Origin of the sequence: Paenibacillus sp. MMS20-IR301 (assembly GCF_032302195.1) — a bacterium.
In the GTDB taxonomy this organism is placed as follows: domain Bacteria; phylum Bacillota; class Bacilli; order Paenibacillales; family Paenibacillaceae; genus Paenibacillus_AQ.
Window position 1 is genome coordinate 7,560,660 of the sequence record NZ_CP135275.1, and the last position, 26,143, is coordinate 7,586,802.

Consider the following 26,143-nt stretch of genomic DNA (forward strand, 5'->3'; position numbering starts at 1 on the left):
GGGTTATTTTAGTTATTATGATTAATTGTGAAGCGAATGTTCGTAATTATCGTATATAATTAAGGATTATAAGCACTTATTTCCAGCTGAAAGAACCGATAACTATATTACATACCTGTCAGGAAAGAGGGAGAAGGCAGATGGCAATTATTGAAGTGGTCAAATATGACGGGCCTCCGGGAGTATTCGCCTGGAAATATCCTAATCAGGAGCTTGGCACATGGACACAGCTGATTGTAAATGAATCGCAGGAGGCGATCCTGTTCAAAGGCGGTCAGGCACTGGATTCTTTTACAGCAGGCCGCCATACACTGAGTACAGCAAACATACCGGTTCTCTCCAATGTCGTGAATCTTCCGTTCGGCGGCAGATCACCGTTTACGGCTGAAGTATGGTTCGTGAACAAAATGAACTCGATGAATGTCAAATGGGGCACAAGCTCGCCGCTGCAGCTGCAGGACCCCAAATACAAAATTATGGTTGGCGTCCGGGCATTCGGGCAGTTTGGGGTAAGGATTGATGATCCCCGCAAGTTCCTGCTGAAGTTGGTTGGGACTCTGCCTTTATTCGATCAGGAGACCATGGTAACTTATTTCCGCGGTCTGCTGATGTCTAACATCAATGAACTGATTTCTTCTTATCTGGTGCACAAAAAAATCAGCATCCTGGAGATTAACGCTTATGTTGTAGAGATTTCAAAGCATATCCAGGGACGGCTGGCGTCTTCATTCCTGGACAACGGGATTGAGCTGAACAACTTCTTCATTGATTCCATCAATATTCCTGATGATGATCCGGCGACTGTGCGCCTCAAAGAAGCCCTGGCCAAAAAAGCGGAGATGGACATCATCGGCTTCACCTACCAGCAGGAACGCAGCTTCAATACCATGGAGGAGGCTGCAGGCAATCCCGGTAATATGGGTGCCGGAATGATCAATACCGGCCTTGGACTTGGCATGGGCTTCGGCATGGCGGGTCCGGCGGCAGATATGCTGAACCGGATGACCCGGGGGATATCGCTGGACGGTGCTTCAGGCAGCGGGACAGGAACCGGAACACCGGCTAAAGCCTGCTCAGGCTGCGGAACCCCTAACCCGGCAGAGGCGCGGTTCTGTACGGGCTGCGGACAGAATCTGCAGCCGGCACCGGCGGCAGAAGGCGTTGCCTGCCACAGCTGCAGCCAGCCGGTTATGCCGGGAGCTAAGTTCTGCCCGCACTGCGGAGCGGGTCTGATTATCAAATGCACGGGCTGCGGCCGGGAGCTGAAGCCCGGCCAGAAATTCTGCGCAGAATGCGGAACACGCGCGGCAAACGGGCAGCAGGATGAATAAGCGCAGACCCGGCACCGGTCTTATTACTGTTATTTATATTGCCGTTCTGGCGGTCACTCTATTTGCTTTTTTTAGCCTGGGCTTCTCTGAATCGCTGATGCGGTTCATCATAACCCTGCTTGCCGTATGCGCAGCAGAGACAGCCGTATATGTATACAGCCTTTTTTGGCTGCGGACCGCTCCTGATGTCAGCCGGACTTCACCGGTTCTTCTAAGCGGTGCCTGGATTGTGCTTGTATATGTATTTGCGGTACTAGGCTCGGCTGTACTGTTTGACTGGCTGCTGGAGCTGAATCCTCTCTGGTATGCTGTGGAGCAATTCATTGTATTGATCATTGCAGCACTTGTCCTTGCGGCAGCCGGTGTATACGGCTGGAATGCGGCATCCCAGGAACGTCAGGCTGCGGACGCTTCGGGGAATTTGCGCCATTATCAGCAGGAGCTGCGTGAGATTACAGAGATTGCCCGCAGCTGGAAGCATCCGGAATCGGTGCATTTGCTGGAGCTGGTGGATGCGCTGGCGGAGAAATTCCGGTATAGTGATCCGGTGTCGCGGCCGGGACTGTCCGCTACTGAGGATATCATCGGCCAGCAGATCTCACTGCTCCATGATCATGTGGCCCTGCTGCTGGTCCTGAAGGAGCTGCCGGCGGATTGGGACAGGGAAACGCAGGAACTAACAGGGAGCATTGCCGGTACACTCCAGCGGCGCAACCGTGAGCTGGCGGCACTTAAATAGGAGGAAGAGGAAGAATGGGTACAGTGAATTCGCTGGGCGGCCTGCTGCCAGGCAGGGAAGGCCAGCCTTCGGACAGTCTGCCTAAATATGAGCGGACTACCTTTGATTATGTGATTATCGGAGTGGGCTACCTGTTTATGCCGCTCGGGCTTGTGCTTGCTTTAATACGCTTAATTGGAACGCACTATAAAAACTACCGCAAAGCCGTCAATCACAGTTTGCTTTACCATGTATTTGTGGGCGGTTTTGTGCAGATGATGGGCTTTGTGCTCTTTGGAATTTTCAGTACGGGGATAGATACCACAACGCTTATTATGATGCTGATTCTGTTTGCCCTTGCTTTGCTCTTGCCTGCTTCAGCCTTTGCCAAGGGAGCGGCCAAAGCCAGATTCCGGTTCTCACAGCTGGCGAACAATTATGTATACCTGATTACGGATGAAAGAATCCGCTATACCGGAAACCTGGCTGACCGCACCGGCCAAAGTGAGAGTGATGTGAACAGGGATCTGGAATATCTCCGCAAGTATGGAGTGCTGGACTCCGGGCTGCTGTTTAGCGAAGGAACGGATGCGCCTCCGCCTCCCCAGAGCCGGGCGGCGTTCTCAGCAGCAGGCGGACAACAGCCCCCGTATCAGCCGCCAAGGCCTCAGCAGCAGCCGAAATCGGTCCGTTGCCCGGGCTGCGGTGCACAGAATACCGTCTCGCCTGACCAGCCCAAGAGCTGCGACTATTGCGGCACGACCATCTCTTACAGCTGATCAGCAGTAGAGCGCATACCAGAAAAGGCTGTTCCTCCTGATTGTCTGGGAAGGAATAGCCTTTATTTTGAATTGAAAAGTTGTTGCAATTTCAGTCTGCCATCACGTATAATGTCCACTATGTACACACAAAAGTCTTTGGGGTGAGGACGTTCGTGAAAGAACGCTATTATTTGGTCCGGGAGGACATATTGCCCGATGCGGTACTGAAGACCATGCAGGTCAAGCAGCTGCTGGAAGCAGGAGATGCGAAAACGGTGCACGAGGGCGTGGAACAGGTCGGGCTTAGCCGCAGCGCTTTTTATAAATACAAAGACGGGATTCACTTAATCCATCAGCTGGAACGTGAGCGTATCGTGACGATTTCCATTGATCTGGAGCATGAGTCGGGTATGCTGTCCAAGGTGCTGGGTTCTGTAGCTGTTCACGGAGCCAATGTATTGACCATCAATCAGAGTATTCCGCTGCAGGGGCGGGCCAATGTGGTAATCTCCATCGAAATTTCCCATCTGAATGAAGAATTGGGTGATTTGCTGGACAGTCTAAAGGCGATCCCGGGCGTGAAGCGGGCGCTGATTATCGGACAGGGGTAGTAAATTTTAGGAGGAAAACAATGAAGCCGGTTAAAGTAGGTCTGCTGGGTCTGGGTACAGTAGGTACGGGAGTAGTCCGTATCGTTGAAGGAAATCAGGAGGATCTGAGCAGCCAGGTGGGCTCGCCGATTCTTATTGAACGTATTGCTGTGAAGAATACCGAGAAGCCCCGCGATATCCTAGTCGATCCGTCCAAGATCACTGATGATCCATGGGCCGTAATCCGCGACCCGGAAATTGATGTCATTGTTGAAGTGATGGGCGGTATCGCGGGAACGAAGGAGTACATTCTTGAGGCGCTGGAGCGCGGCAAGCATATCGTCACTGCGAACAAGGACCTGATGGCTCTGCATGGCTCAGAGATTCTGGCCAAGGCGCAGGAGAAGCAGTGCGATGTATTCTACGAAGCCAGCGTTGCTGGCGGTATTCCGATTATCCGCACGCTTATTGAAGGCTTCTCCTCCGATAAGATCATGAAGATTATGGGTATCGTGAACGGGACAACTAATTACATACTTAGCAAAATGAGCCGGGAAGGCGCTTCTTACCATGATGTGCTGAAGGAAGCACAGGAGCTTGGATACGCGGAGTCTGATCCTACCTCTGATGTGGAGGGCCTGGATGCGGCACGCAAGATGGCTATACTGGGTACGCTCGGTTTCCGGACTAATGTTGAACTGAGCGATGTCAGTGTCAGCGGTATTTCCAGTGTAAGCAAGGAAGATATCGCTTTTGCCAAAAGACTGGGCTATGAGATGAAGCTGCTCGGCATTGCCGAATGCCAGGATGAGGAATTCAGCATCAGTGTACAGCCGACGATGATCCGGGCCGGACATCCGCTTGCCTCGGTGAACGGGGTGTTTAATGCGGTGTATGTGTTTGGCGAAGCGGTCGGGGAGACGATGTTCTACGGCGCAGGTGCAGGGGCAATGCCTACCGCTACCTCGATTGTGGCTGATCTTGTAGCCGTGATCAAGAATCTGAAGCTGGGTGTGAACGGGCTCAAGCAGATTGTTCCCTACAAGCAGAAGAAGCTGAAGAGTGATGAGGATATTTTCTATAAAAATTTCCTGCTGCTGCATGTAGATGATAAAGCCGGTGTTCTGGCGAAGATTACTATGGTGTTTGCAGAGTATGATGTCAGTCTGGATTCCGTGGTACAACAGGCAAATCCTAATAACCCTGATGCAGAAATTATTATTGTGACGCATAACGCCAGCAAGGCGAGTATGAATAAAGTATTGCGCCATCTGGAACAGCTGAAGGTGATCCACCGGATCAAAAGCCATTACCGCGTCGAAGGCTAACCCCCGTGCATGCCCGGCTTCACCGGTTTGCCCGCAAAACTATTGAAGGAGATTTCAAGCGCCATGAGTATTTACGGAAGGTCTAGAGTTAAAGTCCCGGCCAGTACAGCCAATCTCGGCCCTGGATTCGATACACTGGGTATGGCCCTGCCGCTGTATGCCTGGATTGAAATGGAAGAGTCGGCGGAGACCGTATTTCACCTTTACGGTGATGAGATGGCCGACCTGCCCCGTGATAAAAGCAATCTGCTGTACCGGGTTGCCCAGATGGTCTTTGAGGAAGCGGGGGTTCAGGTCCCTGAGCTGTCCATTTCAATGTACTCGGATATTCCGCTGACCCGGGGCCTCGGCAGCAGTGCTTCAGCAATTATTGGCGCACTGGCCGCTGCAAATGCTATGATTGGTTCACCGCTTGATGATGCGAAGCTATTCGATATGGCTACTGCGCTTGAGAAGCATCCCGATAATGTCGGTGCCTCACTCTTCGGGGGAATTATCACGGCGGTCTGGGATGGTGAGCATGCCGATTATATCCGGATTGAGCCTCCGCAGGAGCTGGAAGTCCTTGTGATTATCCCTGAATTCGAACTGGAGACTGTCAAAGCGAGAAAGGCGCTGCCTGCTGAAGTTACTATGGGCGATGCTGTCCATAACATCAGCCGGACCTCGATGCTTACCGCCGCACTTGCAGCCGGCAGGCTGGATATGGTCGGGAGAGCTATGCAGGACCGGCTGCACCAGCCGTACCGTGCACCGCTCGTGCCCGGGATGGAGAAGCTGCTGGCCGAGGCGCCGGCGCATGGTGCCCTGGGGATCGCGCTTAGCGGAGCGGGCCCGACACTGTTATGCCTGGTTGAGCGGAGGGAGCAGCGGAAGCAGGAGCTCGAACGCTTCCTGCTTGCAACAATGCAGGAGCAGGGAATCTCTGCCCGCACCCTGTGGCTGACTCCTTGCAGCTCGGGTGTCACTGCAGAGCTGCTGGAAAGAAACGGGATGCAAAACGGATCATTTTTGGATATGATAAAAGGAGAATTACATTCATGAAGTCAATAGCGGTATTGCCTTTGGGCTCGGTGTCGCATGAAGCGCTGCTGCATCTGTTTGACGGTAAGCCTGTCCGCATTGAGCATCATAAGCTGATCTCCGATGTCTTTCTGTCTACCGCGGACGGAACCACTGATTACAGTGTCATTCCGATCGAGAATACGATTGAAGGCTCGGTTAGTCTGCATATTGACTGGCTTATTAACGAGGTGAACCTGCCGATGCAGGCGGAGTGGATCTTTCCGTCGGTTCAGAATCTGATCAGTAATCCGCGGGAATTTACGGGTGAAGACGGGCATAAGGATTATACGAAGCTTGTCAAAATCCTCTCCCATCCGGTCGCCATGGCCCAGTGCCTGCAGTTTATCCGCAAGGCGGCACCGTGGGCTGAACTGGAATCTGTAGGAAGCACTTCCGAGGCTGTGGAGATTGTCAAGAATAATCCCGGCAAAGGATGGGCAGCCATCGGCACTTCACTCGGTGCAGCAACGCACGGGCTGGAGGTTGTGGAAAGGCAGATTACAGACCACAACAACAACTACACAAGGTTTGTACTGGTGGGTCCGGAGAAGCTGGAGCTTCCGCGGAAGAGCAGCGGGGACAAGACAAGCATTCTTGTAACGCTGCCTGAAGATTTCCCTGGTGCACTGCATCAGGTGCTGGCTGCATTTTCATGGCGGAAGCTGAATTTATCGCGGATTGAATCACGGCCGACGAAGAAGAAGCTGGGTACTTATTATTTCTATATTGATGTGCTGGAGCCTATAGAGTCGGTGCTGCTCCCGGGAGCGATCGAAGAGATCAAAGCCCTGGGCTGTCAGGTACGGGTTCTGGGGTCCTATCCCACATACACCTATGAGGAAGAGAAAGCGGAGGTGCAGTAATTTCATGGCTGAACAATGGATCTATCTGGACGGGCAACATGTAACGAAGGACAATGCAAAGGTATCCGTATTTGATCACGGCTTTTTATATGGGGACGGCATTTTTGAAGGTATCCGTATTTATAACGGCAATATCTTCAAATGCAAAGAGCATCTGGACAGGCTGTACGATTCGGCCAAATCCATCATGCTGGAGATTCCGCTCACTTATGATGAGATGCTGGAAGCTATGGCTGAAACTATCCGCCTGAACGATATGCGCAACGGATACATCCGCCTGATTGTTTCCCGCGGTCCCGGCAACCTGGGGCTTGACCCGCGCCGCTGTCCCAAAGCGAGTGTCATCATTATTGTAGAGCAGCTGGCGATCTACTCGGAACAGGCCTATCTGAACGGTTTGCGCGCCGTATCTGTATCCCAGCGCCGTAACTTGCCGGATGCGCTCAACCCTAAGATCAAGTCGCTTAACTACCTCAACAACATTCTGGTGAAGCTCCAGTCCAATCTGGCCGAGGCCGATGAAGCGATTATGATGAACGCCCAAGGGTATGTGACTGAAGGCTCGGGCGACAACATTTTTATCATTAAAAGAGGGGTAGTATACACGCCTCCTTGCTATCTGGGTGCGCTTGAGGGCATTACCCGGCTCGCGATCATTGAGCTGTGTGAGAAGCTGGGCCTGCCGCTTAAGGAAGAGCCGTTCACTATGCATGATGTGTATATTGCCGATGAGGTCTTCTTCACCGGTACGGCAGCTGAAGTTATTGCTGCCCGGGAGATCGACGGCCGGATCATCGGTTCAGGCCAAGCCGGGCCAATCACCCTGCAGCTGCTTGAAGAGTTCCGTAATGTGGTCGATAAAGACGGTTATAAAGTCTGGGAATAGAATAGAGCATCAATCCTCTCATGGAGACATGGGAGGATTTTTTTTGTTTTTGGGATGTCATTCGCCCATGGGCTGCATAAGATGTAGTAACGAAGGAGGCGGCTGTACCGCATATACCGGTTCAAGCGGGGTGTAGGCGCCGTTCAGGCAGATTGGCATCCTGATGAACTCCGGCGCATGCTTCCGCTGGTGGTTGTCACAACACGGCCTGCGGATGCCGGGACTCAAGAAGTCTATGCTCATAAAAATTTAGGAGGTAAATGCTGCGTGAAAATACACATTGTGAAGCAAGGCGATTCGCTGTTTGCGTTATCGCAAAAGTATGGAGTGCCGCTGCAAAAAATAATTGAGGCTAACCCGCAGATCAGTAATCCTGATGTGCTTGCCGTAGGGGATAAGGTCAAAATACCTGCAGCCCCGGTACCTGTACCTGACAATAACAACATCTATTACAAGCATACCGTCAAGCAAGGTGATACCTTATGGAAGCTCTCCAAAGCATGGGGGATTACACTTAAAGATATGATCGATGCCAATCCGCAGCTTAAGAATCCCAATGCCCTGATGATCGGTGAAGTAGTCAATATTCCGAAGAAAGGGAACACCGCTCCTATCCAGGCTGAATCTGTAGCTGCTCCTGCAGTAATCGATAAAACAGCCATTGGCGGCAAAACCTATACGGGGCCAATTGAAAATCCGCCTGCCGCAGTATCGCCCGTTGCTGAAGCTGTTCCGCTTCCAGCGCCTGTTCCTAATAAGGCACCGGAAGTTATGCCCATTCAGGAAATCACCCATGAGTCCAAGAGCTTATTTGTGCAGATTTCTGTTCCTGCCCAGGAAGCAATGACGTATGAAATGCCTAAGGAAGCACACAAAACGAAGACAGAACCTGCAGTCTTCAGCGAAAATAAGCCAGCTCAATGTGAGAAGTCGGAGGGATACCCGGGACTAAACGAAAATCCGTACTTTATGAATTGTCCGCCGGTCTACCCTGTGTATGAACCGATGGGAATGATGGATGTAAATGCGGCCCCGAATTTCATTCAGCCGGCAGCATTTATGCCGGATTGCCCGCCACCGTTCATTTATCCGGGCAGCGTATATCCCGCGAATGAATATCCTGGCGGCTGGAACGGCTGGAATCCTAATATGGCTCCGGATTATAACAATATGTCTATGCCTGCTGTTAGTCCTGTCAGTGATAATGCTTCGTTTGTATCTCCTGATTACAGCAGCCAGCCGGTCAATCTGCCTTGGCCTTCCTGCGGATGCGGAGGAATGCATATTCAGCCTTATCCGTATGAGCAGCCTATGCAGCCTATGTACAACACTATGCCGGTCTACGGCATGCCGCAGGCAGGAATGGTGTCACCATATATGGCTGGGATGAATTCAATGCCTAATGCTGTATCCCCGCTATATGAGCAGCCTATGGTTTCGAATATTCCGCCATATCCAATCTATCCCGTAGCTGAGAATGCTGTCCATAACCGTGTGCCGGAAATTCAGGTTCCGGAATTAGCAGTTCAGGAGCAGATTAATCAAGCGGAAGCTTCACCGGCCAAGAATGTAAAAGGCGGGTCAGCCAAGGCAGCAGCTAAGGTGAAAACCTCAAGCCAGCCGGCAGCGCCTAAAGCCAAATCCGGCTCCAAGTCACGCACAAACACTAATAGCCGTTCAAGCGCAGCCAAAAAGAATAAAAATCCGTGGATCTCCAATTAAGCTGCCTTTAAGTGAGGTTGTGATTATGCAGGCGGGTACCGCAATAGGAATTGCGGACCTGCCTGCGTTTTTCATGTGATTTATAGCGTACGAAAGGCTGGTAGAGAATCGGAAAAGTTGCATTAATAGATTGAATCGGATAGTATACGAGACACACGCTTGTGTATATTAGGGATATGGTAAATTTTGATGGTTGTATTTTGTGGTAAGTCCATGGTATATTATAAATCCAGTCATAAAGCGGATATTTGAAGCGTGATTGGACATGTTATTCTAAGCGAAATGCAAGCATCTTATCAAAAATAAGTGTTGCATTCGAAAAGAAAACATGATATATTATAAGAGTTGCTGGTGACGAGATAATCGCCGCTGACAACGAGATAATCGCCGCTGACAACGAGTTTGATCTTTGAAAACTGAACAACGAGTGAGTATCGGAATTCACTTATGTGATTCCAAAACAGAGAATGTAAATTCTCGTCAGATGTTTCAAAATGAGCAATCGCTCTTTTCAATACAAATTGGAGAGTTTGATCCTGGCTCAGGACGAACGCTGGCGGCGTGCCTAATACATGCAAGTCGAGCGGAGTATTCCCTTCGGGGAATGCTTAGCGGCGGACGGGTGAGTAACACGTAGGCAACCTGCCCTCAAGACTGGGATAACTACCGGAAACGGTAGCTAATACCGGATAATTTCTTTTTTCTCATGGGAGAAGAATGAAAGGCGGAGCAATCTGCCGCTTGAGGATGGGCCTGCGGCGCATTAGCTAGTTGGTGAGGTAACGGCTCACCAAGGCGACGATGCGTAGCCGACCTGAGAGGGTGAACGGCCACACTGGGACTGAGACACGGCCCAGACTCCTACGGGAGGCAGCAGTAGGGAATCTTCCGCAATGGGCGAAAGCCTGACGGAGCAACGCCGCGTGAGTGATGAAGGTTTTCGGATCGTAAAGCTCTGTTGCCAGGGAAGAACGTCCGGTAGAGTAACTGCTACCGGAGTGACGGTACCTGAGAAGAAAGCCCCGGCTAACTACGTGCCAGCAGCCGCGGTAATACGTAGGGGGCAAGCGTTGTCCGGAATTATTGGGCGTAAAGCGCGCGCAGGCGGTCATTTAAGTCTGGTGTTTAAACCTTGGGCTCAACCTGGGGTCGCACTGGAAACTGGGTGACTTGAGTACAGAAGAGGAAAGTGGAATTCCACGTGTAGCGGTGAAATGCGTAGATATGTGGAGGAACACCAGTGGCGAAGGCGACTTTCTGGGCTGTAACTGACGCTGAGGCGCGAAAGCGTGGGGAGCAAACAGGATTAGATACCCTGGTAGTCCACGCCGTAAACGATGAGTGCTAGGTGTTAGGGGTTTCGATACCCTTGGTGCCGAAGTTAACACAGTAAGCACTCCGCCTGGGGAGTACGGTCGCAAGACTGAAACTCAAAGGAATTGACGGGGACCCGCACAAGCAGTGGAGTATGTGGTTTAATTCGAAGCAACGCGAAGAACCTTACCAGGTCTTGACATCCCAATGAAAGCATTAGAGATAGTGCCCCTCTTCGGAGCATTGGAGACAGGTGGTGCATGGTTGTCGTCAGCTCGTGTCGTGAGATGTTGGGTTAAGTCCCGCAACGAGCGCAACCCTTGACTTTAGTTGCCAGCAGGTAAGGCTGGGCACTCTAGAGTGACTGCCGGTGACAAACCGGAGGAAGGTGGGGATGACGTCAAATCATCATGCCCCTTATGACCTGGGCTACACACGTACTACAATGGCCGGTACAACGGGAAGCGAAGCCGCGAGGTGGAGCCAATCCCAGCAAAGCCGGTCTCAGTTCGGATTGCAGGCTGCAACTCGCCTGCATGAAGTCGGAATTGCTAGTAATCGCGGATCAGCATGCCGCGGTGAATACGTTCCCGGGTCTTGTACACACCGCCCGTCACACCACGAGAGTTTACAACACCCGAAGTCGGTGGGGTAACCCGCAAGGGAGCCAGCCGCCGAAGGTGGGGTAGATGATTGGGGTGAAGTCGTAACAAGGTAGCCGTATCGGAAGGTGCGGCTGGATCACCTCCTTTCTATGGAGAATCGTCTTCTGCAATGAAGACATTCAAATCTTAAATCTAACCGGTCGGTTAGTTACTCACTCGTTGGTCAGTTTTGAGAGTTCAAACTCTCAAGTAAGACTTGATCCTTGAAAACTGGATACCGAAACGAATTTGCGTTTTAGAACATTCCTTTAAGCTGAACTTGTGCAAACAAGTTTCAATATTTTAGTAATGCTAAGCGAAGATTTTGGATGATGAAGCGACCTTTGGCTTTGAAGGCAATAACGAGTAGAGCAATCTGCGAGTGGCCTTCAAAACAAGATGAGCGAATCAGCCAAACATCGTAGCGCTGGTTAAGCTAATAAGAGCACACGGAGGATGCCTAGGCGCCAGGAGCCGACGAAGGACGTGGCGAACAACGAAACTGCCTCGGGGAGCTGTAAGCAAGCTTTGATCCGGGGGTGTCCGAATGGGGAAACCCAGCTGTGGTAATGCACAGTTACTCATACCTGAATACATAGGGTGTGCAGAGGCAGACCAGGGGAACTGAAACATCTAAGTACCCTGAGGAAGAGAAAACAATAGTGATTCCGTCAGTAGCGGCGAGCGAACGCGGAACAGCCTAAACCAAGGGGCTTGCCTCTTGGGGTTGTGGGACGTCTCACATGGAGTTACAAAGGAATATGGTAGGTGAAGAGGTCTGGAAAGGCCCGCGATAGAGGTAAAAGCCCTGTAGCCTAAACTGTGTTCTCTCCGAGACGGATCCCGAGTAGTGCGGGGCACGTGAAACCCCGTATGAATCCAGCAGGACCATCTGCTAAGGCTAAATACTACCTGGCGACCGATAGTGAAACAGTACCGTGAGGGAAAGGTGAAAAGCACCCCGGAAGGGGAGTGAAATAGAACCTGAAACCGTGTGCTTACAAAAAGTCAGAGCCCGATCTATGGGTGATGGCGTGCCTTTTGTAGAATGAACCGGCGAGTTACGTTTAACATGCAAGGTTAAGGTGAGAAGCCGGAGCCGCAGCGAAAGCGAGTCTGAATAGGGCGACTGAGTATGTGGACGTAGACCCGAAACCGTGTGATCTACCCCTGTCCAGGGTGAAGGTGCGGTAACACGCACTGGAGGCCCGAACCCACGTATGTTGAAAAATACGGGGATGAGGTGGGGGTAGCGGAGAAATTCCAATCGAACTCGGAGATAGCTGGTTCTCCCCGAAATAGCTTTAGGGCTAGCCTCGGTGAATGGAGTGATGGAGGTAGAGCACTGATTGGGTGCGGGGCCCGCAAGGGTTACCAAGCTCAGTCAAACTCCGAATGCCATTACCTTCTTGCCGGGAGTCAGACAGTGAGTGCTAAGATCCATTGTCAAAAGGGAAACAGCCCAGACCATCAGCTAAGGTCCCCAAGTGTGTGTTAAGTGGGAAAGGATGTGGAGTTGCACAGACAACCAGGATGTTGGCTTAGAAGCAGCCACCATTTAAAGAGTGCGTAATAGCTCACTGGTCGAGTGACTCTGCGCCGAAAATGTAACGGGGCTAAACACACCACCGAAGCTATGGCTTGATGCAATGCATCAGGGGTAGGGGAGCGTTGTATGTGGGTTGAAGGTGTACCGTAAGGAGCGCTGGACAGCATACAAGTGAGAATGCCGGTATGAGTAACGAAAAGATCAGTGAGAATCTGATCCGCCGAAAGCCCAAGGTTTCCTGAGGAAGGCTCGTCCGCTCAGGGTAAGTCGGGACCTAAGGCGAGGCCGACAGGCGTAGTCGAAGGACAACAGTTTGAAATTACTGTACCACCGTAATCCGCTATGAGCGATGGGGTGACGCAGGAGGGTAGTGACGCGGACTGATGGATGTCCGTCTAAGCAGTGAGGCTGGTGTGTAGGCAAATCCGCACACCGTAAGGCTGGGCTGTGATGGGGAGCGAAAATTATAGTAGCGAAGGTCATGATCTCACACTGCCAAGAAAAGCCTCTAGTCAGGAGAAGGTGCCCGTACCGCAAACCGACACAGGTAGGCGAGAAGAGAATTCTAAGGCGCGCGGAAGAACTCTCGTTAAGGAACTCGGCAAAATGACCCCGTAACTTCGGGAGAAGGGGTGCCTCGGTAGGGTGAATAGCCCGAGGGGGCCGCAGTGAAAAGGCCCAAGCGACTGTTTAGCAAAAACACAGGTCTGTGCGAAGCCGTAAGGCGAAGTATACGGGCTGACGCCTGCCCGGTGCTGGAAGGTTAAGGGGAGTGGTTAGGGGTAACCCGAAGCTATGAACCGAAGCCCCAGTAAACGGCGGCCGTAACTATAACGGTCCTAAGGTAGCGAAATTCCTTGTCAGGTAAATTCTGACCCGCACGAATGGCGTAACGACTTGGGCGCTGTCTCAACGAGAGATCCGGTGAAATTTTAATACCTGTGAAGATGCAGGTTACCCGCGACAAGACGGAAAGACCCCATGGAGCTTTACTGCAGCTTGATATTGAATTTGGGTACGATCTGTACAGGATAGGTGGGAGCCGTAGATAGCGGAGCGCAAGCTTCGCTGGAGGCGCCGTTGGGATACCACCCTGATCGTATCTAGGTTCTAACCTGGTACCCTAAGCGGGTACGGGGACCGTGTCAGGCGGGCAGTTTGACTGGGGCGGTCGCCTCCTAAAGAGTAACGGAGGCGTTCAAAGGTTCCCTCAGAATGGTTGGAAATCATTCGCAGAGTGCAAAGGCATAAGGGAGCTTGACTGCGAGACCTACAAGTCGAGCAGGGACGAAAGTCGGACTTAGTGATCCGGTGGTACCGCATGGAAGGGCCATCGCTCAACGGATAAAAGCTACCCTGGGGATAACAGGCTTATCTCCCCCAAGAGTCCACATCGACGGGGAGGTTTGGCACCTCGATGTCGGCTCATCGCATCCTGGGGCTGAAGTAGGTCCCAAGGGTTGGGCTGTTCGCCCATTAAAGCGGTACGCGAGCTGGGTTCAGAACGTCGTGAGACAGTTCGGTCCCTATCTGTCGTGGGCGCAGGAAATTTGAGAGGAGCTGTCCTTAGTACGAGAGGACCGGGATGGACGTACCGCTGGTGCATCAGTTGTTCCGCCAGGAGCATGGCTGAGTAGCTACGTACGGACGGGATAAGCGCTGAAAGCATCTAAGCGTGAAGCCCCCCTCAAGATGAGATTTCCCAGTATGTAAGACCCCTTGAAGACGACGAGGTAGATAGGTTGGAGGTGGAAGTGCAGCAATGCATGGAGCTGACCAATACTAATCGGTCGAGGGCTTATCCAAAGAATTAATTCGCAGATTCGTTTCGGATTCAGTTTTCAGGAATCAAATTGTAATTTATTGTGCTCAAGCAGCACTGTAAAGAGAATTTGTTTTCAGCATTTGGCGATGCTGAGACCTGAACATGCATTTGTTGCACAAATGCCCGTTTGGTGGCGATAGCGGAGGGGTTCCACGCGTACCCATCCCGAACACGACCGTTAAGCCTTCCAGCGCCGATGGTACTTGGACCGAAGGGTCCTGGGAGAGTAGGACGCCGCCAAGCACTTAAGATCACCGTTGAATATTCAACGGTGGTTTTTTGTTTTGTTAGACAAGCTTAACTTTAAAATTATGCTTACAGCTTGCTGCTGCCGAAAGTGAAATAGTAACGCTACCATAAATCCCTGCCCATAATACAACAATCTGTCCAAATACCCTAAATTATTGGAGCCTAAGTTGTAGTTTGTACAACACTGGGGCTAATGTTCCGTTTAAGCTGACTGAGCCAGAGTGTCAGTGAGTGAAGGAGTAAGGGGCATATGGTAGACACAGCTTATTATTATTTTGCCTTACCAGCATCATCAGAGACCCTGCTGTGCAGACTAGAGCGCCTATATAAGGCAGAGCAATACCAGGCAGCAGCTCGAATTGACAGAGGGGGGAGAGGGGTGGAGGATGAGGGCAGTTACTATATAGATCCTGGACATAAGTCTATTCCACAGACAGGGAGATTGCTAATTTTTATAATAGATTTAAATAATACTGTTATTTCTATTGCATTTTTATTAGATGTTTGATATAATATTTTTTGTTGTCATAAGAATAATTGTTTTGCGGCTCGTTGGTCAAGGGGTTAAGACACCTCCCTTTCACGGAGGTAACATGGGTTCGAATCCCATACGAGTCATTTCTTGAAAAAAATTAGTTGTAAATCTTATGATTATGTGTTATGATCATTAAGTTGCTTCTTCAATGGAGGCTTAGCTCAGCTGGGAGAGCATCTGCCTTACAAGCAGAGGGTCGGGGGTTCGAACCCCTCAGCCTCCACCATCTATTTTAATTGAATAGATTATTGACAATGACGCGGGGTGGAGCAGCCCGGTAGCTCGTCGGGCTCATAACCCGAAGGCCGCAGGTTCAAATCCTGCCCCCGCAATTAATCTCAAACAAGAGATTTGCTTATCTGGAACCGTGGTGTAGTTGGCCTAACATGCCTGCCTGTCACGCAGGAGATCGCGGGTTCGAATCCCGTCGGTTCCGCCATCTTTATTTAGTAACATAATACATACCGTGTGCGGACGTGGCTCAGCGGTAGAGCATCGCCTTGCCAAGGCGAGGGTCGCGGGTTCGATTCCCGTCGTCCGCTCCATAATTTGCGCCCTTAGCTCAGCTGGATAGAGCGTTTGACTACGAATCAAAAGGTCGGGAGTTCGAATCTCTCAGGGCGCGCCATCATAACTTCATTGAATTTACAAAGTGTCCTCAGGATTCGAACGAGTTCGTTGGAGCATTAGCTTCGGTAGAATAACTTCGCAATCGGATGTGTAGCATCCGTATCTCTCAGGGCGCGCCATTATAACTTCATTGAATTATATCCCCTAAACTTAACAATTAATACGCCGGCGTGGCGGAATGGCAGACGCGCTCGACTCAAAATCGAGTGGGAAACCGTGGAGGTTCGAGTCCTCTCGCCGGTATATCATAGCCAAGACAGTTCATTAGATAACTCTAATGAACTGTTTTTTTATTTTTATGACTTCATTCATTGTATTTGCTGAAGAAGAGTATGCGGCTAGCTTTATTCTTCGTAAGGTTTTTGGCGATGGTTACAAGCCTGCCATTGAGAGATCCAGTAGTTACAGTATGCTTTACCGTAAATGTACAGTTTATCTGTAGCAGACCATTTAGTACTTTATCAGCCGGATTAATTGAAACGTTTCCAAAATACTTATTGAAACGTTTCCAACTTAGTGTTATTATATCACTAGAAGAGTTCGGGGGTGTTAAATGACAAGCATTAAAGATGTAGCTAACCTAGCCGGCGTTGCTGTAGGAACCGTATCCAGAGTCATTAACAACTCTGGCGCTGTGAAACCCAAGACACGCAAGAAAGTGGAGGAAGCCATACAAGAACTGAATTATTTCCCTAATGAAGTGGCCCGGAACTTTAAGATGCAGAAATCCAAGATGGTAGCTCTGCTGCTTCCGAGTATCTGGAATCCCTTCTTTTCAGAACTTGCCTATTACATTGAGGATGAATTGGACCGGGAAGGCTTCAAGCTCATGCTGTGCAACAGCGGTGGAAAACCTGAGAAAGAGCTATATTATCTGGAGATGCTCCGGCAGAATAAAGTAGCTGGTATTGTTGGCATAACTTACAACGATATCGAGAATAATGTAAGCAACGACATTCCGATTGTAAGTATCGACAGACACTTTAACAAGAAGATTACCTGTGTGACCTCAGATAATTATGAGGGAGGACGTCTTGCTCTAAGGGAGCTGGTGAAGGCGGGGGCCAGAAAACCGGCTTTCATGGGCAGCGTCACCTCCGTATTCAGCGAGACTATGAACCGGAGACAAGGATTCATTCATGAAGCGGAAGCATTGGGAATCGATTACGTGATCTTCGAGAAGCCGGACCCCATCATGGATACGAATGCCTATATTAACGAGTTTCTCAAGGAGCACGGCGATGATGTCGATGGCGTTTTTGCCATTACCGATATGGTGGCTGCACACTATATAGACGAAGCGCGCAGGCGCGGCATTCGTGTTCCTGAAGATGTGAAGGTGATCGGTTATGACGGTATTCAGGATAATCCCTATTTCCATCCGATTCTGTCCACGATTAGGCAGCCGGTGGAAGAGATGGCACGTATGACAATCAAATTGCTCTATAACAAGATTGAAGGGATCCCCTTAGACCGCCAAGTATACCGGATTCCCGTTATGTTCAAGCAAGGGGAAACGACATGATCCCCTGTGGATCGGAAAACTTCAGCGCATCCTGTGGAAGTCATCTGCAAACTGATGTTTTTCCTTCTAAATTGGAAACGTTTCAAAAATAACTTCACATAGAATTGGAAACGTTTCAAATAAGATTATTTTTTCACGAAAGGGAGAATAAGCGTGAATTCAACAACCCGCGGGGCGGATCATTCTATGATTCAGGCCAGACGTAAACCATGGAGCAGGTTCAAGCGTGACTTTGAGCTATACCTGTTTTTACTGCCAATCATTATTCTTTACCTTGTATTTAAATATTACCCGATGTACGGGGTGCAAATTGCGTTTAAGGATTTCTCACCAAGTCAGGGGATCTGGGGGAGTGAGTGGGTAGGCTTCCAGCACTTTAAAGATTTTTTCAATTCCTATAACTTCTGGACCATTATCACGAATACGCTATCGCTCAGCTTCCTTTCGCTGCTGTTTGGTTTCCCGGCGCCCATCATCATCGCCATTATGCTGAATCAGATGCTTGGCAAGACGTACAAGAAATTTGTACAGACCGTGATTTATGCTCCGCACTTTATATCTACTGTTGTGCTAGTCGGCATGCTTAATGTGTTCTTATCGCCAAACAGCGGCATTGTAAATCATGTTATTACCTTGTTCGGAGGCAATCCCATTCTGTTTATGGCGGATGAAGGCTGGTTCCGCCCATTGTATATTCTGTCGGGCATTTGGCAGGAAACAGGCTTCGCTACCATTATCTATCTTGCTGCACTGGCCGGGGTTAATCCTGAACTGCATGAGGCAGCCATAGTAGATGGGGCTAGTAAATGGAAGCGGGTATGGTATGTGGATATCCCGAGCATTCTGCCGACAATCGTTATCCTGCTGATTCTCGCACTCGGTAATATTATGAGCATCGGCTTTGAAAAAGCTTTCCTGATGCAGAGTGATTTGAATTATGCCACCTCCAATATTATCCCGACCTATGTATATGAAATGGGGATTCAAAAGGCTCAATACAGCTTTTCAACGGCAGTTGGCCTATTCAACTCCCTTATCAATATCATCCTGATCTTCAGCGTTAACCGGATCGCCAAAAAAATGACAGAAACCAGTCTCTGGTAAGGAGGAGTACATTATGAATTCTTTGATGAAGCGAAAGAGCAGAGGAGACGCATGGTTTGACATCATCAACTATGTCCTGCTGACCCTCATCATGCTGCTCGTGTTATATCCATTGTACTTTGTACTGGTTGCATCAATAAGTGATCCCAATTACATCTACTCTGGTGAAGTCTGGCTGTTTCCGAAAGGCTTTACGCTGGATGGCTATGAGCGGATTTTTAAAGATTCCTCCATATGGATCGGATACGGGAATTCCATTCTGTACGCAACAGTCGGAACGTTAATTGGAGTAGCTGTAACGGTATTTGCAGCTTATCCGTTAGCCCGTAAAGATCTGGCAGGCAAGTCTGTGATTATGTGGTTTTTGCTGGTCACGATGTTCTTTAGCGGCGGGCTGATCCCAACCTATCTGCTGATTAAGGATTTGCACATGCTGAATTCGATGTGGGCACTGGTTATCCCGGGTGCTGGCGGTGTCTTCAACGTCATCATTGTAAGAACCTTCTTTCAGTCCTCCATACCGGATGAGATGTGGGAAGCAGCCTCTATTGACGGATGTTCCAACACGAGATTCTTCTGGAGCATTGTACTGCCGTTATCTAAATCCATTCTGGCGGTAATGGTGCTGTACCATGTGGTGGGCTTCTGGAACGGATTCTTCGACGCATTGATTTACCTGAATGACGGGAACAAGTATCCGCTGCAATTGGTGCTGCGCAACATTCTTGTTCAGAATCAGGTCAGTTCCGGCATGATGATCGATGTAGAGTCCTATGCAGCTAAGATGCGCGTTACAGAACTGATTAAATACGGTGTCATCATGGTATCCAGTTTGCCGCTGCTGATTCTGTATCCTTTCCTGCAGAAGTACTTTGTGAAGGGTGTAATGATTGGCTCCATTAAGGGCTGATACGGGACAATTCTTGAGAGGGGGGATGTACAGGATCAGATGAATACTAAGGAAAGCAATATATGATTTTCGCTTGGGGAACGAAATAAGGGGAGGTTATGTACGAATGAAATCTTTATTCAAAGGTGCTGGAATTGTAATGCTGGCTGGAGCGTTTGCGGTAAGCGGATGTTCTGGAAATGGTAACGGGGTAAACAACCAGGCAGGGATTAATCAGACGGGGAATAATGGGAATCAGGAGGCGAATTTCAATCAAACGGGTCTGCCGATTGTTAAAGAAGCTGTGACTTTACGAATAGTATCCCCGAAAGCTGCATTGGCACCTGAATTTTCGGAAATGGAAATTTTCAAACGCCTGGAAAAGGAAACCAATGTGAAAATCAACTGGGAGAACATTCCTGACACCGATTATACAGAGAAGAAAAACCTGCTGCTCGCCAGCGGAGATTTGCCGGATGCCTTCTATGCAGCGGGATTCACGGATTACGAGTTAATCAATTACGGCAAGGATGGAACCATTATTCCGCTGGAGGATTTAATTGATCAATATGCGCCTAATTTGAAAGCGCTTCTCGACCGCCGCCCTGATATCAAATCATCGATTACAGCGCCCGACGGGCATATCTACGGGTTGCCATCCTTTGAAGAGAATAACCTGGGAACCAATCCCTTCTTCCACGTCATCAATAAATCCTGGCTGGATAAGCTTGGACTGAAGGTACCACAGACACTGGATGAATATACGGAAGCGCTGCTTGCATTCAAAACGCAGGATCCGAATGGCAACGGGAAACAGGATGAGATTCCGCTTAGCTTCATGCACATGCAGTGGTGTATGGATATTGCCGGTCTATTCGGAGCTTTTGGACTTCCGGATAATCTGGAGCACCGGGTCGTGCGTGACGGAAAGGTTATTTTTACCGCTGCCCAGCCTGAATATAAGGAAGCGCTTAATTATTTTCATGAACAATGGTATAAGCAAGGCTTGATTGATCCGGAGTCCTTCACCCAGGATGCAGCACAATATCTGGCCAAGGGCAAAACAACGGATGAGACGCTGGGATCTTATGTCTGGTGGGAAGTAGAAGAAGTTGTAGGAACAGAGCGCGCCAAGGATTATGTTCTGTTATCTCCACTGAAAGGACCGGATGGGGACCAAACCATTGGACGCGGCAATGGCGGTGGCCCTGGACGCGGATCTTTTGTAATTACCAAAGAAAACAGCAACCCCGAAGTCACTATGCGCTGGGCCGACCAGCAGTTTGAACCTTACATGGCCGCTCAGATCCACTGGGGTCCGCTGGATGTCGTATATAAGAAGGACGAAAACGGAAAACTCGTAAATCTGCCGCTTCCTGAGGGAACCTCTGCAGGTGAATTCCGTCAAAAGGTTGCTCCGGGATCGGGCGCACCTGGTGTTATTACCATAGAAGATCTGGGGAAAGTTGTGGATCTCGAGCCGCGTGCCCAGCAGCGTGTAAAAGATCTGGAGCAATATTACGATCCGTATATGGAAAAGGAGAACTATCCGAATATCTTCTTTGAACCTGAGGAACTGGACAAAATCAATAAGATTGAGCCTGAACTGATTAAGTATGTAAATACCCAAAGAGGAAGATTCATTGTTGACGGCGGAGCAGATAAAGCATGGGATAACTATCTGAAGACACTAGATAAAATGGGCCTGAAAGAATTGATGGACATCTATCAAACAGGTCTGGACCGTTATAACGCGAACCTGAAAAAATAAATAAATAGATGATAGGTGGAGAGAAACTGTGCTTGATGTTATCGCTATAGGAGAGGTATTAATAGACTTTACCCCGGCGGGGCGTTCAACTGGGGGGAACGAGCAGTTTGAATGCAATCCAGGAGGAGCTCCGGCTAACGTAGCCGCTGCACTATCCCGGTTAGGAGCCAGAACTGCTTTGATCAGTAAAGTAGGGGAAGATCAATTCGGTTCGTTGCTGTACAGGACACTGCAAGACAGCGGTGTTGATGTATCTGAGATTTCCGTTACGAATGAAGCGAGTACAACGCTGGCCTTTGTCCATTTGGATGAGCAGGGAGACAGAACATTCAGCTTCTTCCGGAAGCCGGGAGCAGACACCTTCCTAGACGCGAAGGATGTTCCCCTGGGCCTGATTGAATCCAGCAGGTTACTCCATTATGGCTCATTGTCCTTGACTCATGAACCGGCCCGGACAGCAACCAGAACGGCAGTTCTCAAGGCTAAGGAAGCTGGGGTGTTACTCTCGTTTGATCCGAATATCCGGTTTGCGTTATGGGAGAGCAAGGAGGAAGCCAAGCAACAGATATTTTGGGGACTGAAATATGCTGATATCCTAAAAATTTCAGAAGAAGAACTCTTCTTTATCACAGGAACCAGTGAGGTTGAGAAAGGTTCACTGGAGCTCCAGAAGCGATTCGATATTATGCTCATTGTCGTTACTTTAGCGGAAAAGGGCTGTTATTACCGTTTAGCCGGTCAGGATGGATATGTGCCGGGATTTAAGGTCAAGGCCATTGACACGACGGGGGCCGGCGACGCTTTTCTGGGCTGCTTGTTATCTAAGCTCCTGGAGAACGAAAATTCTCTGCATGATCTAACGAGCCAGCAAATGACTAGCATACTGACCTTTGCCAATGCCGGAGGAGCGTTAGTTACAACACGGAAAGGGGCTCTTGGGTCTATGCCGACGACAGATGAGATTAACCAGATGATAGATTCCAATCCGCAGGATATTGCCGATTGTTATAGACCGGGATTTCATTTCTCACCTCCCACTGGCTGGGCGAATGATCCGAATGGATTAGTCTATTGTGAGGGAAGCTATCATCTCTTTTATCAGAATCATCCTTACAGTAATAAATGGGGGCCGATGCACTGGGGGCATGCTATAAGTAAGGACCTGATTCACTGGGAGCACGCACCTATTGCTCTATATCCGGATGAGCATGGAGCTATTTTCTCAGGCTGCTGTGTAGTGGACTGGAAGAATAGCAGCGGATTATTCGGAGATTCCTATGGACTCGTCGCGATCTTTACCCATGCGGATTCAAATCCGGTAACAGGTCAGCCGCGCCAGCGGCAGAGTTTGGCTTATAGCAGTGATAAGGGCGAAACTTGGCACAAGTATGAAGGGAATCCTGTTCTCGCCGAGGATGAACTGATAGACTTCCGGGACCCGAAGGTGTTCTGGCATCCGCAGAGTGCGCGGTGGATTATGGTTATTGTTGCGGGAGACCACGCACGGTTCTATGAATCTGCTAATTTGCTTGAATGGTCGCTTACCGGTAAATTCGGCAGCGGAGAAGGCTCGCATGACGGTGTTTGGGAGTGTCCTGATCTGTTTGCATTGCCGGTTGATGATACCGGACGATCGAAATGGGTGCTTATCATTAGTATCGGGGATCATCCCGATTGTCCGGAAGGCTCACGCACGCAATATTTCATTGGAGAATTCGACGGGAATACATTCATTAATGACAATCCGGCTGATCATATCCTGTGGCTGGATTATGGCAGGGACAACTATGCAGGCGTTACCTGGTCGGATATTCCTGAGCAGGACGGACGCCGCGTAATTATCGGTTGGATGAGCAACTGGAAGTATGCCAACGAGACACCTACCGGTTCCTGGAGAGGCGCAATGACCCTGCCCCGGGCCTTGTCGTTAACCAGCAAGGACGGAAGTGTAGTGCTGACCCAAATGCCTGTCCGGGAAGTAGCCAGGCTGCGCAATGAATCTCTGAGCTGGGAGGCCATCACCGTTACGCCGGAGGTCCCGTTTAAGCAGGAGACGAATAATGATCTGATAGAGATTGAGGCTGAGATTGATGTCCGGTCCGGGGAGGAGGTGCAGCTTCAGCTGAAATCCTCCGGTCAGAGCGTAATCGTGATTGGATACGACCCTGCCAAGGAGTGGCTGTCCATCGACCGTTCGAAATCAGGTGTGACTGATTTCCATCCGGAGTTCGGATGCAAACATAGTGCCCGCATAGCTGCGGTGAATGGACAACTCAAACTCCATATCTGGCTGGACCGCAATTCGGTTGAAGTGTATGCGAATCATGGACTGGTTGTGCTGACCGATCAGGTTTTCCCTGATGCTCCGATTGAGAAAGTTGAGATAAGCACCAAATCAGGACAGATTGTGCTGGATTCACTTCAGATTCATACACTTCATTCCATTCATATTCCGGCTGGTATTACAACGCAGACTGAAGGGAGGAACGAGGCATGAGCCGTCAGGCAGGCGATTCGGGGTTGATGATGCACTGGGCTTTTGATGAAGGTAACGGAGCAAGTGCTCTGGAGAGCGTATCCGGGGTCAGGGATGATATTCAATATGTTTTTAATCAAGCTGAATTTACTGAACCGTGCACTCCGCAGTGGACACAGGGAGTGACGGGCAGCGGGCTCTTCTTCGATGGTTATTCCACATCCATTGCCCATCCCGTCCGCAGGGAAGTGCGAAATAGCGAGCAAGGATATCTCTCGTCTCTCAGCATCGGAGTCTGGGTGGCGCCGCGCACCTATGATTGGGGTCATGAAGGCAAGCTGACGGCTATTGTGAACCGCCACAATATGGAGCGCAAACAGGGTTATCTGCTGGGTATGTTCAAGCATGGGGCCTGGTCCTTCCAGGTTGGACTTGAAGGAGGAGCGTGGAAGGAGGTCTGGTCGCCGGACGGCTGCGAACTGCCCAAGAATGAGTGGTCTTACGTGAATGCTGTATTCGATGGCAATGAGGGTGGACTCAAACTCTATTTGAACGGCAGCGAAATTGCTTCGAATGACTTGCCCCGCGGCTCCCGTCTGGCGGAGGCGGCAGGAACAGAACTGCTCATCGGCAAGAATAATCACAGCAGCCTGCTGGCAGGCGTGTTCAACCTTCAGATGTTCAGTGGTATTATCGGTGAGCTGAAGATTTATAACCGGGCCTTAAGTGCGGAGGAGGCAGCAGCTTCTTATCAGGAAGTCCTGGCTTCCGCACCCGGAGGCATCCGGCCGCAAGTGCAGTATGACGAAATTAAGCTGGACCGCGCTCCCCTGCTACAGGACCGGCACAGACCGCAATATCATGTCAGTCCGCCCGCTCATTGGATGAACGAACCTCATGCACCTATCTATTTTAACGGGCAATATCACTTGTTCTATCAGCATAATCCGTTAGGGCCGTTCTTTTATCATATCCATTGGGGGCATTGGGTAAGTGAAGATATGGTGCATTGGCGTGATCTTCCGGTAGCCCTGGCGCCTGAGAAGGATCAGCTTGCACCCGACGGGATCTGGTCAGGAAGCGCCACCTATGATGCAGAAGGTCTGCCTGTCTTGTTCTTCACCGCGGGCAATGACAATGCATCGCCGAATCAGAGCGTGGCGCTTGCCAGAAGTACTTACCCGCAGGATGGAGACGCTGATCTGATTCAGTGGATTAAACATCCTGAGCCGCTTATCGTACAGAAGAAAGGTATGGGTGCCTTCGGGGATTTCCGCGACCCGTTCGTGTGGAAGGATGATGACAGCTGGTATGCCTTGGTTGGGTCAGGGATGGATGGCGGAGGCGGAGCAGCGTTGGCCTTTGCCTCGCAGGATATGCTGAATTGGACGTACAAGGGGCCGTTCTATCAAGCGGATATTCAGAGGTTCCCTTATCTTGGACCTATCTGGGAGCTCCCTGTATTTCTTCCTCTGGGTAAGGACAAACAAGGTGTGAGCAAGTATCTCCTGTTGGTCAGTCCGGTGGGAAAGGGGGCAGATGTCGAGGTGTTCTATTGGATCGGGCAGCTTGACAAGCACAGCCTCTCGTTCCTTCCAGATCAGGAGGAACCTCAATTGATTGATGTCGGTGATTTCCATTTCACCGGACCAAGCGGCATGGTTGATCCGAAGACGGGACGGAATATCGTCTTTACGATCGCGCAGGGTGACCGCACATCCGAACTGGAATACCAGGCGGGCTGGGCCCATAACGGCGGCTTGCCGCTAAGCGTGTATTTGCGTGAGGATGGACGGCTGGGCATTGAGCCGGTTCAGGAGCTGGAGTCGCTGCGCGGCGCGAAGCGTTTATCGATTCAAGATAAGTCATTAGCGGAAGCCAATAACCTGCTCAAGGATGTTCAAGGCGACATGCTTGAGATTCAATTGGAGCTTGTGCCGGGCAGTGCGGGACAACTCGGAATCAAGGTCCGGCAGTCACCGGATGGAGAGGAAGAAACACTGCTATTTTATGATTTGAATGAAGCTATGCTCTCAGTGGACCGGTCAAAAACAACGCAACATCCTGGAGAAAAATGCAGTGGAGTTCAAGGTGGCAAGTTAGAACTGCTAGGAGAGAATCTGAGGCTGCATATCTATTTGGACCGCTCTATGGTCGAAGTCTATGCCAACGGATTGAAAAGCCTGACAACCCGGGTGTATCCAAGCCGTACGGATGCCTTGGGGCTGGAGATCTGGGGAGATGGTGCGGCGTTGGTGAAGTCGATGGAAATATGGGACATGCAGTCTATATGGTAATGCGGGGCGCCTAGGCGCTCCTTATCCATGGATACAACAAAACTCTCATGCAAGCTCATTAAAAATGGAAG

General features: G+C 50.1%; 16 protein-coding genes, 7 tRNA genes and 3 rRNA genes. All 26 read left to right on the forward strand.

Annotated elements, in window-relative coordinates:
- Nucleotides 1-140: 140 nt before the first annotated feature.
- The 26 genes from LOS79_RS32495 (at nt 141) to LOS79_RS32620 (ending at nt 26,072) form a co-directional block, all read left to right on the forward strand.
- Nucleotides 141-1,331 carry an SPFH domain-containing protein gene (locus tag LOS79_RS32495; protein ID WP_315415221.1) on the forward strand — a complete coding sequence of 397 codons (1,191 nt, stop codon included), beginning with the start codon at nt 141-143 and terminating at the stop codon, nt 1,329-1,331.
- Nucleotides 1,324-2,070, forward strand: a complete 747-nt coding sequence (locus LOS79_RS32500; protein ID WP_315415223.1) for a hypothetical protein — start codon at nt 1,324-1,326, stop codon at nt 2,068-2,070. Before LOS79_RS32495 ends, LOS79_RS32500 begins: the two co-directional genes overlap by 8 nt.
- A 14-nt stretch (nt 2,071-2,084) precedes the next feature.
- Nucleotides 2,085-2,828: a zinc ribbon domain-containing protein gene (locus LOS79_RS32505; protein ID WP_315415225.1), complete on the forward strand. Its 744-nt coding sequence runs from the start codon at nt 2,085-2,087 to the stop codon at nt 2,826-2,828.
- Between the two features lie 155 nt (nt 2,829-2,983).
- Nucleotides 2,984-3,421, forward strand: coding sequence for an ACT domain-containing protein (locus LOS79_RS32510; RefSeq protein ID WP_315415226.1), 438 nt, complete (start codon nt 2,984-2,986; stop codon nt 3,419-3,421).
- A gap of 20 nt (nt 3,422-3,441) precedes the next feature.
- Nucleotides 3,442-4,728 carry a homoserine dehydrogenase gene (locus LOS79_RS32515; RefSeq protein WP_315415228.1) on the forward strand — a complete coding sequence of 429 codons (1,287 nt, stop codon included), beginning with the start codon at nt 3,442-3,444 and terminating at the stop codon, nt 4,726-4,728.
- A 63-nt stretch (nt 4,729-4,791) separates the two neighbouring features.
- Nucleotides 4,792-5,772, forward strand: coding sequence for a homoserine kinase (gene thrB / locus LOS79_RS32520; RefSeq protein ID WP_315415231.1), 981 nt, complete (start codon nt 4,792-4,794; stop codon nt 5,770-5,772).
- Nucleotides 5,769-6,656, forward strand: coding sequence for a prephenate dehydratase (pheA, locus tag LOS79_RS32525; RefSeq protein ID WP_315415233.1), 888 nt, complete (start codon nt 5,769-5,771; stop codon nt 6,654-6,656). The genes thrB and pheA overlap by 4 nt, the downstream gene beginning before the upstream one ends.
- A gap of 4 nt (nt 6,657-6,660) precedes the next feature.
- The gene (gene ilvE, locus LOS79_RS32530; protein WP_315415234.1) at nt 6,661-7,542 is read left to right on the forward strand and encodes a branched-chain-amino-acid transaminase; all 882 of its coding nucleotides are present in this window, start codon (nt 6,661-6,663) and stop codon (nt 7,540-7,542) included.
- A 267-nt stretch (nt 7,543-7,809) separates the two neighbouring features.
- On the forward strand, nt 7,810-9,264 hold the full coding sequence (locus LOS79_RS32535; protein WP_315415235.1) for a LysM peptidoglycan-binding domain-containing protein: 1,455 nt from the start codon (nt 7,810-7,812) through the stop codon (nt 9,262-9,264).
- 518 nt (nt 9,265-9,782) lie between these two features.
- Nucleotides 9,783-11,330 (forward strand): 16S ribosomal RNA (locus tag LOS79_RS32540).
- A 321-nt stretch (nt 11,331-11,651) separates the two neighbouring features.
- A 23S ribosomal RNA gene (locus LOS79_RS32545) occupies nt 11,652-14,577 on the forward strand.
- A 145-nt stretch (nt 14,578-14,722) separates the two neighbouring features.
- A 5S ribosomal RNA gene (gene rrf, locus LOS79_RS32550) occupies nt 14,723-14,839 on the forward strand.
- Together the 16S, 23S and 5S rRNA genes form the textbook arrangement of a ribosomal RNA operon.
- 256 nt (nt 14,840-15,095) lie before the next feature.
- Nucleotides 15,096-15,353: a hypothetical protein gene (locus LOS79_RS32555; protein WP_315415236.1), complete on the forward strand. Its 258-nt coding sequence runs from the start codon at nt 15,096-15,098 to the stop codon at nt 15,351-15,353.
- Between the two features lie 38 nt (nt 15,354-15,391).
- Nucleotides 15,392-15,463: transfer RNA gene (locus tag LOS79_RS32560), tRNA-Glu, on the forward strand.
- A 67-nt stretch (nt 15,464-15,530) separates the two neighbouring features.
- Nucleotides 15,531-15,606, forward strand: a tRNA-Val gene (locus LOS79_RS32565).
- A 32-nt stretch (nt 15,607-15,638) separates the two neighbouring features.
- Nucleotides 15,639-15,712 (forward strand) — tRNA-Met (locus tag LOS79_RS32570).
- 29 nt (nt 15,713-15,741) lie between these two features.
- A tRNA-Asp gene (locus LOS79_RS32575) sits at nt 15,742-15,819 on the forward strand.
- A gap of 31 nt (nt 15,820-15,850) precedes the next feature.
- Nucleotides 15,851-15,925: transfer RNA gene (locus tag LOS79_RS32580), tRNA-Gly, on the forward strand.
- A 6-nt stretch (nt 15,926-15,931) separates the two neighbouring features.
- Nucleotides 15,932-16,008, forward strand: a tRNA-Arg gene (locus tag LOS79_RS32585).
- Between the two features lie 166 nt (nt 16,009-16,174).
- Nucleotides 16,175-16,253, forward strand: a tRNA-Leu gene (locus tag LOS79_RS32590).
- Between the two features lie 310 nt (nt 16,254-16,563).
- The gene (locus tag LOS79_RS32595; RefSeq protein ID WP_315415238.1) at nt 16,564-17,535 is read left to right on the forward strand and encodes a LacI family DNA-binding transcriptional regulator; all 972 of its coding nucleotides are present in this window, start codon (nt 16,564-16,566) and stop codon (nt 17,533-17,535) included.
- A 186-nt stretch (nt 17,536-17,721) separates the two neighbouring features.
- Nucleotides 17,722-18,639, forward strand: a complete 918-nt coding sequence (locus tag LOS79_RS32600) for an ABC transporter permease (protein ID WP_315422569.1) — start codon at nt 17,722-17,724, stop codon at nt 18,637-18,639.
- Nucleotides 18,640-18,652: 13 nt separating this feature from the next.
- Nucleotides 18,653-19,549, forward strand: coding sequence for a carbohydrate ABC transporter permease (locus LOS79_RS32605; RefSeq protein ID WP_315415240.1), 897 nt, complete (start codon nt 18,653-18,655; stop codon nt 19,547-19,549).
- Nucleotides 19,550-19,655: 106 nt separating this feature from the next.
- Nucleotides 19,656-21,299 carry an ABC transporter substrate-binding protein gene (locus tag LOS79_RS32610; protein ID WP_315415242.1) on the forward strand — a complete coding sequence of 548 codons (1,644 nt, stop codon included), beginning with the start codon at nt 19,656-19,658 and terminating at the stop codon, nt 21,297-21,299.
- A 28-nt stretch (nt 21,300-21,327) separates the two neighbouring features.
- Entirely contained in the window at nt 21,328-23,796 is a 2,469-nt protein-coding gene (locus tag LOS79_RS32615; protein ID WP_315415244.1) for a PfkB family carbohydrate kinase, read from the forward strand.
- Nucleotides 23,793-26,072: a GH32 C-terminal domain-containing protein gene (locus LOS79_RS32620; RefSeq protein WP_315415245.1), complete on the forward strand. Its 2,280-nt coding sequence runs from the start codon at nt 23,793-23,795 to the stop codon at nt 26,070-26,072. The genes LOS79_RS32615 and LOS79_RS32620 overlap by 4 nt, the downstream gene beginning before the upstream one ends.
- Nucleotides 26,073-26,143 lie beyond the last annotated feature (71 nt).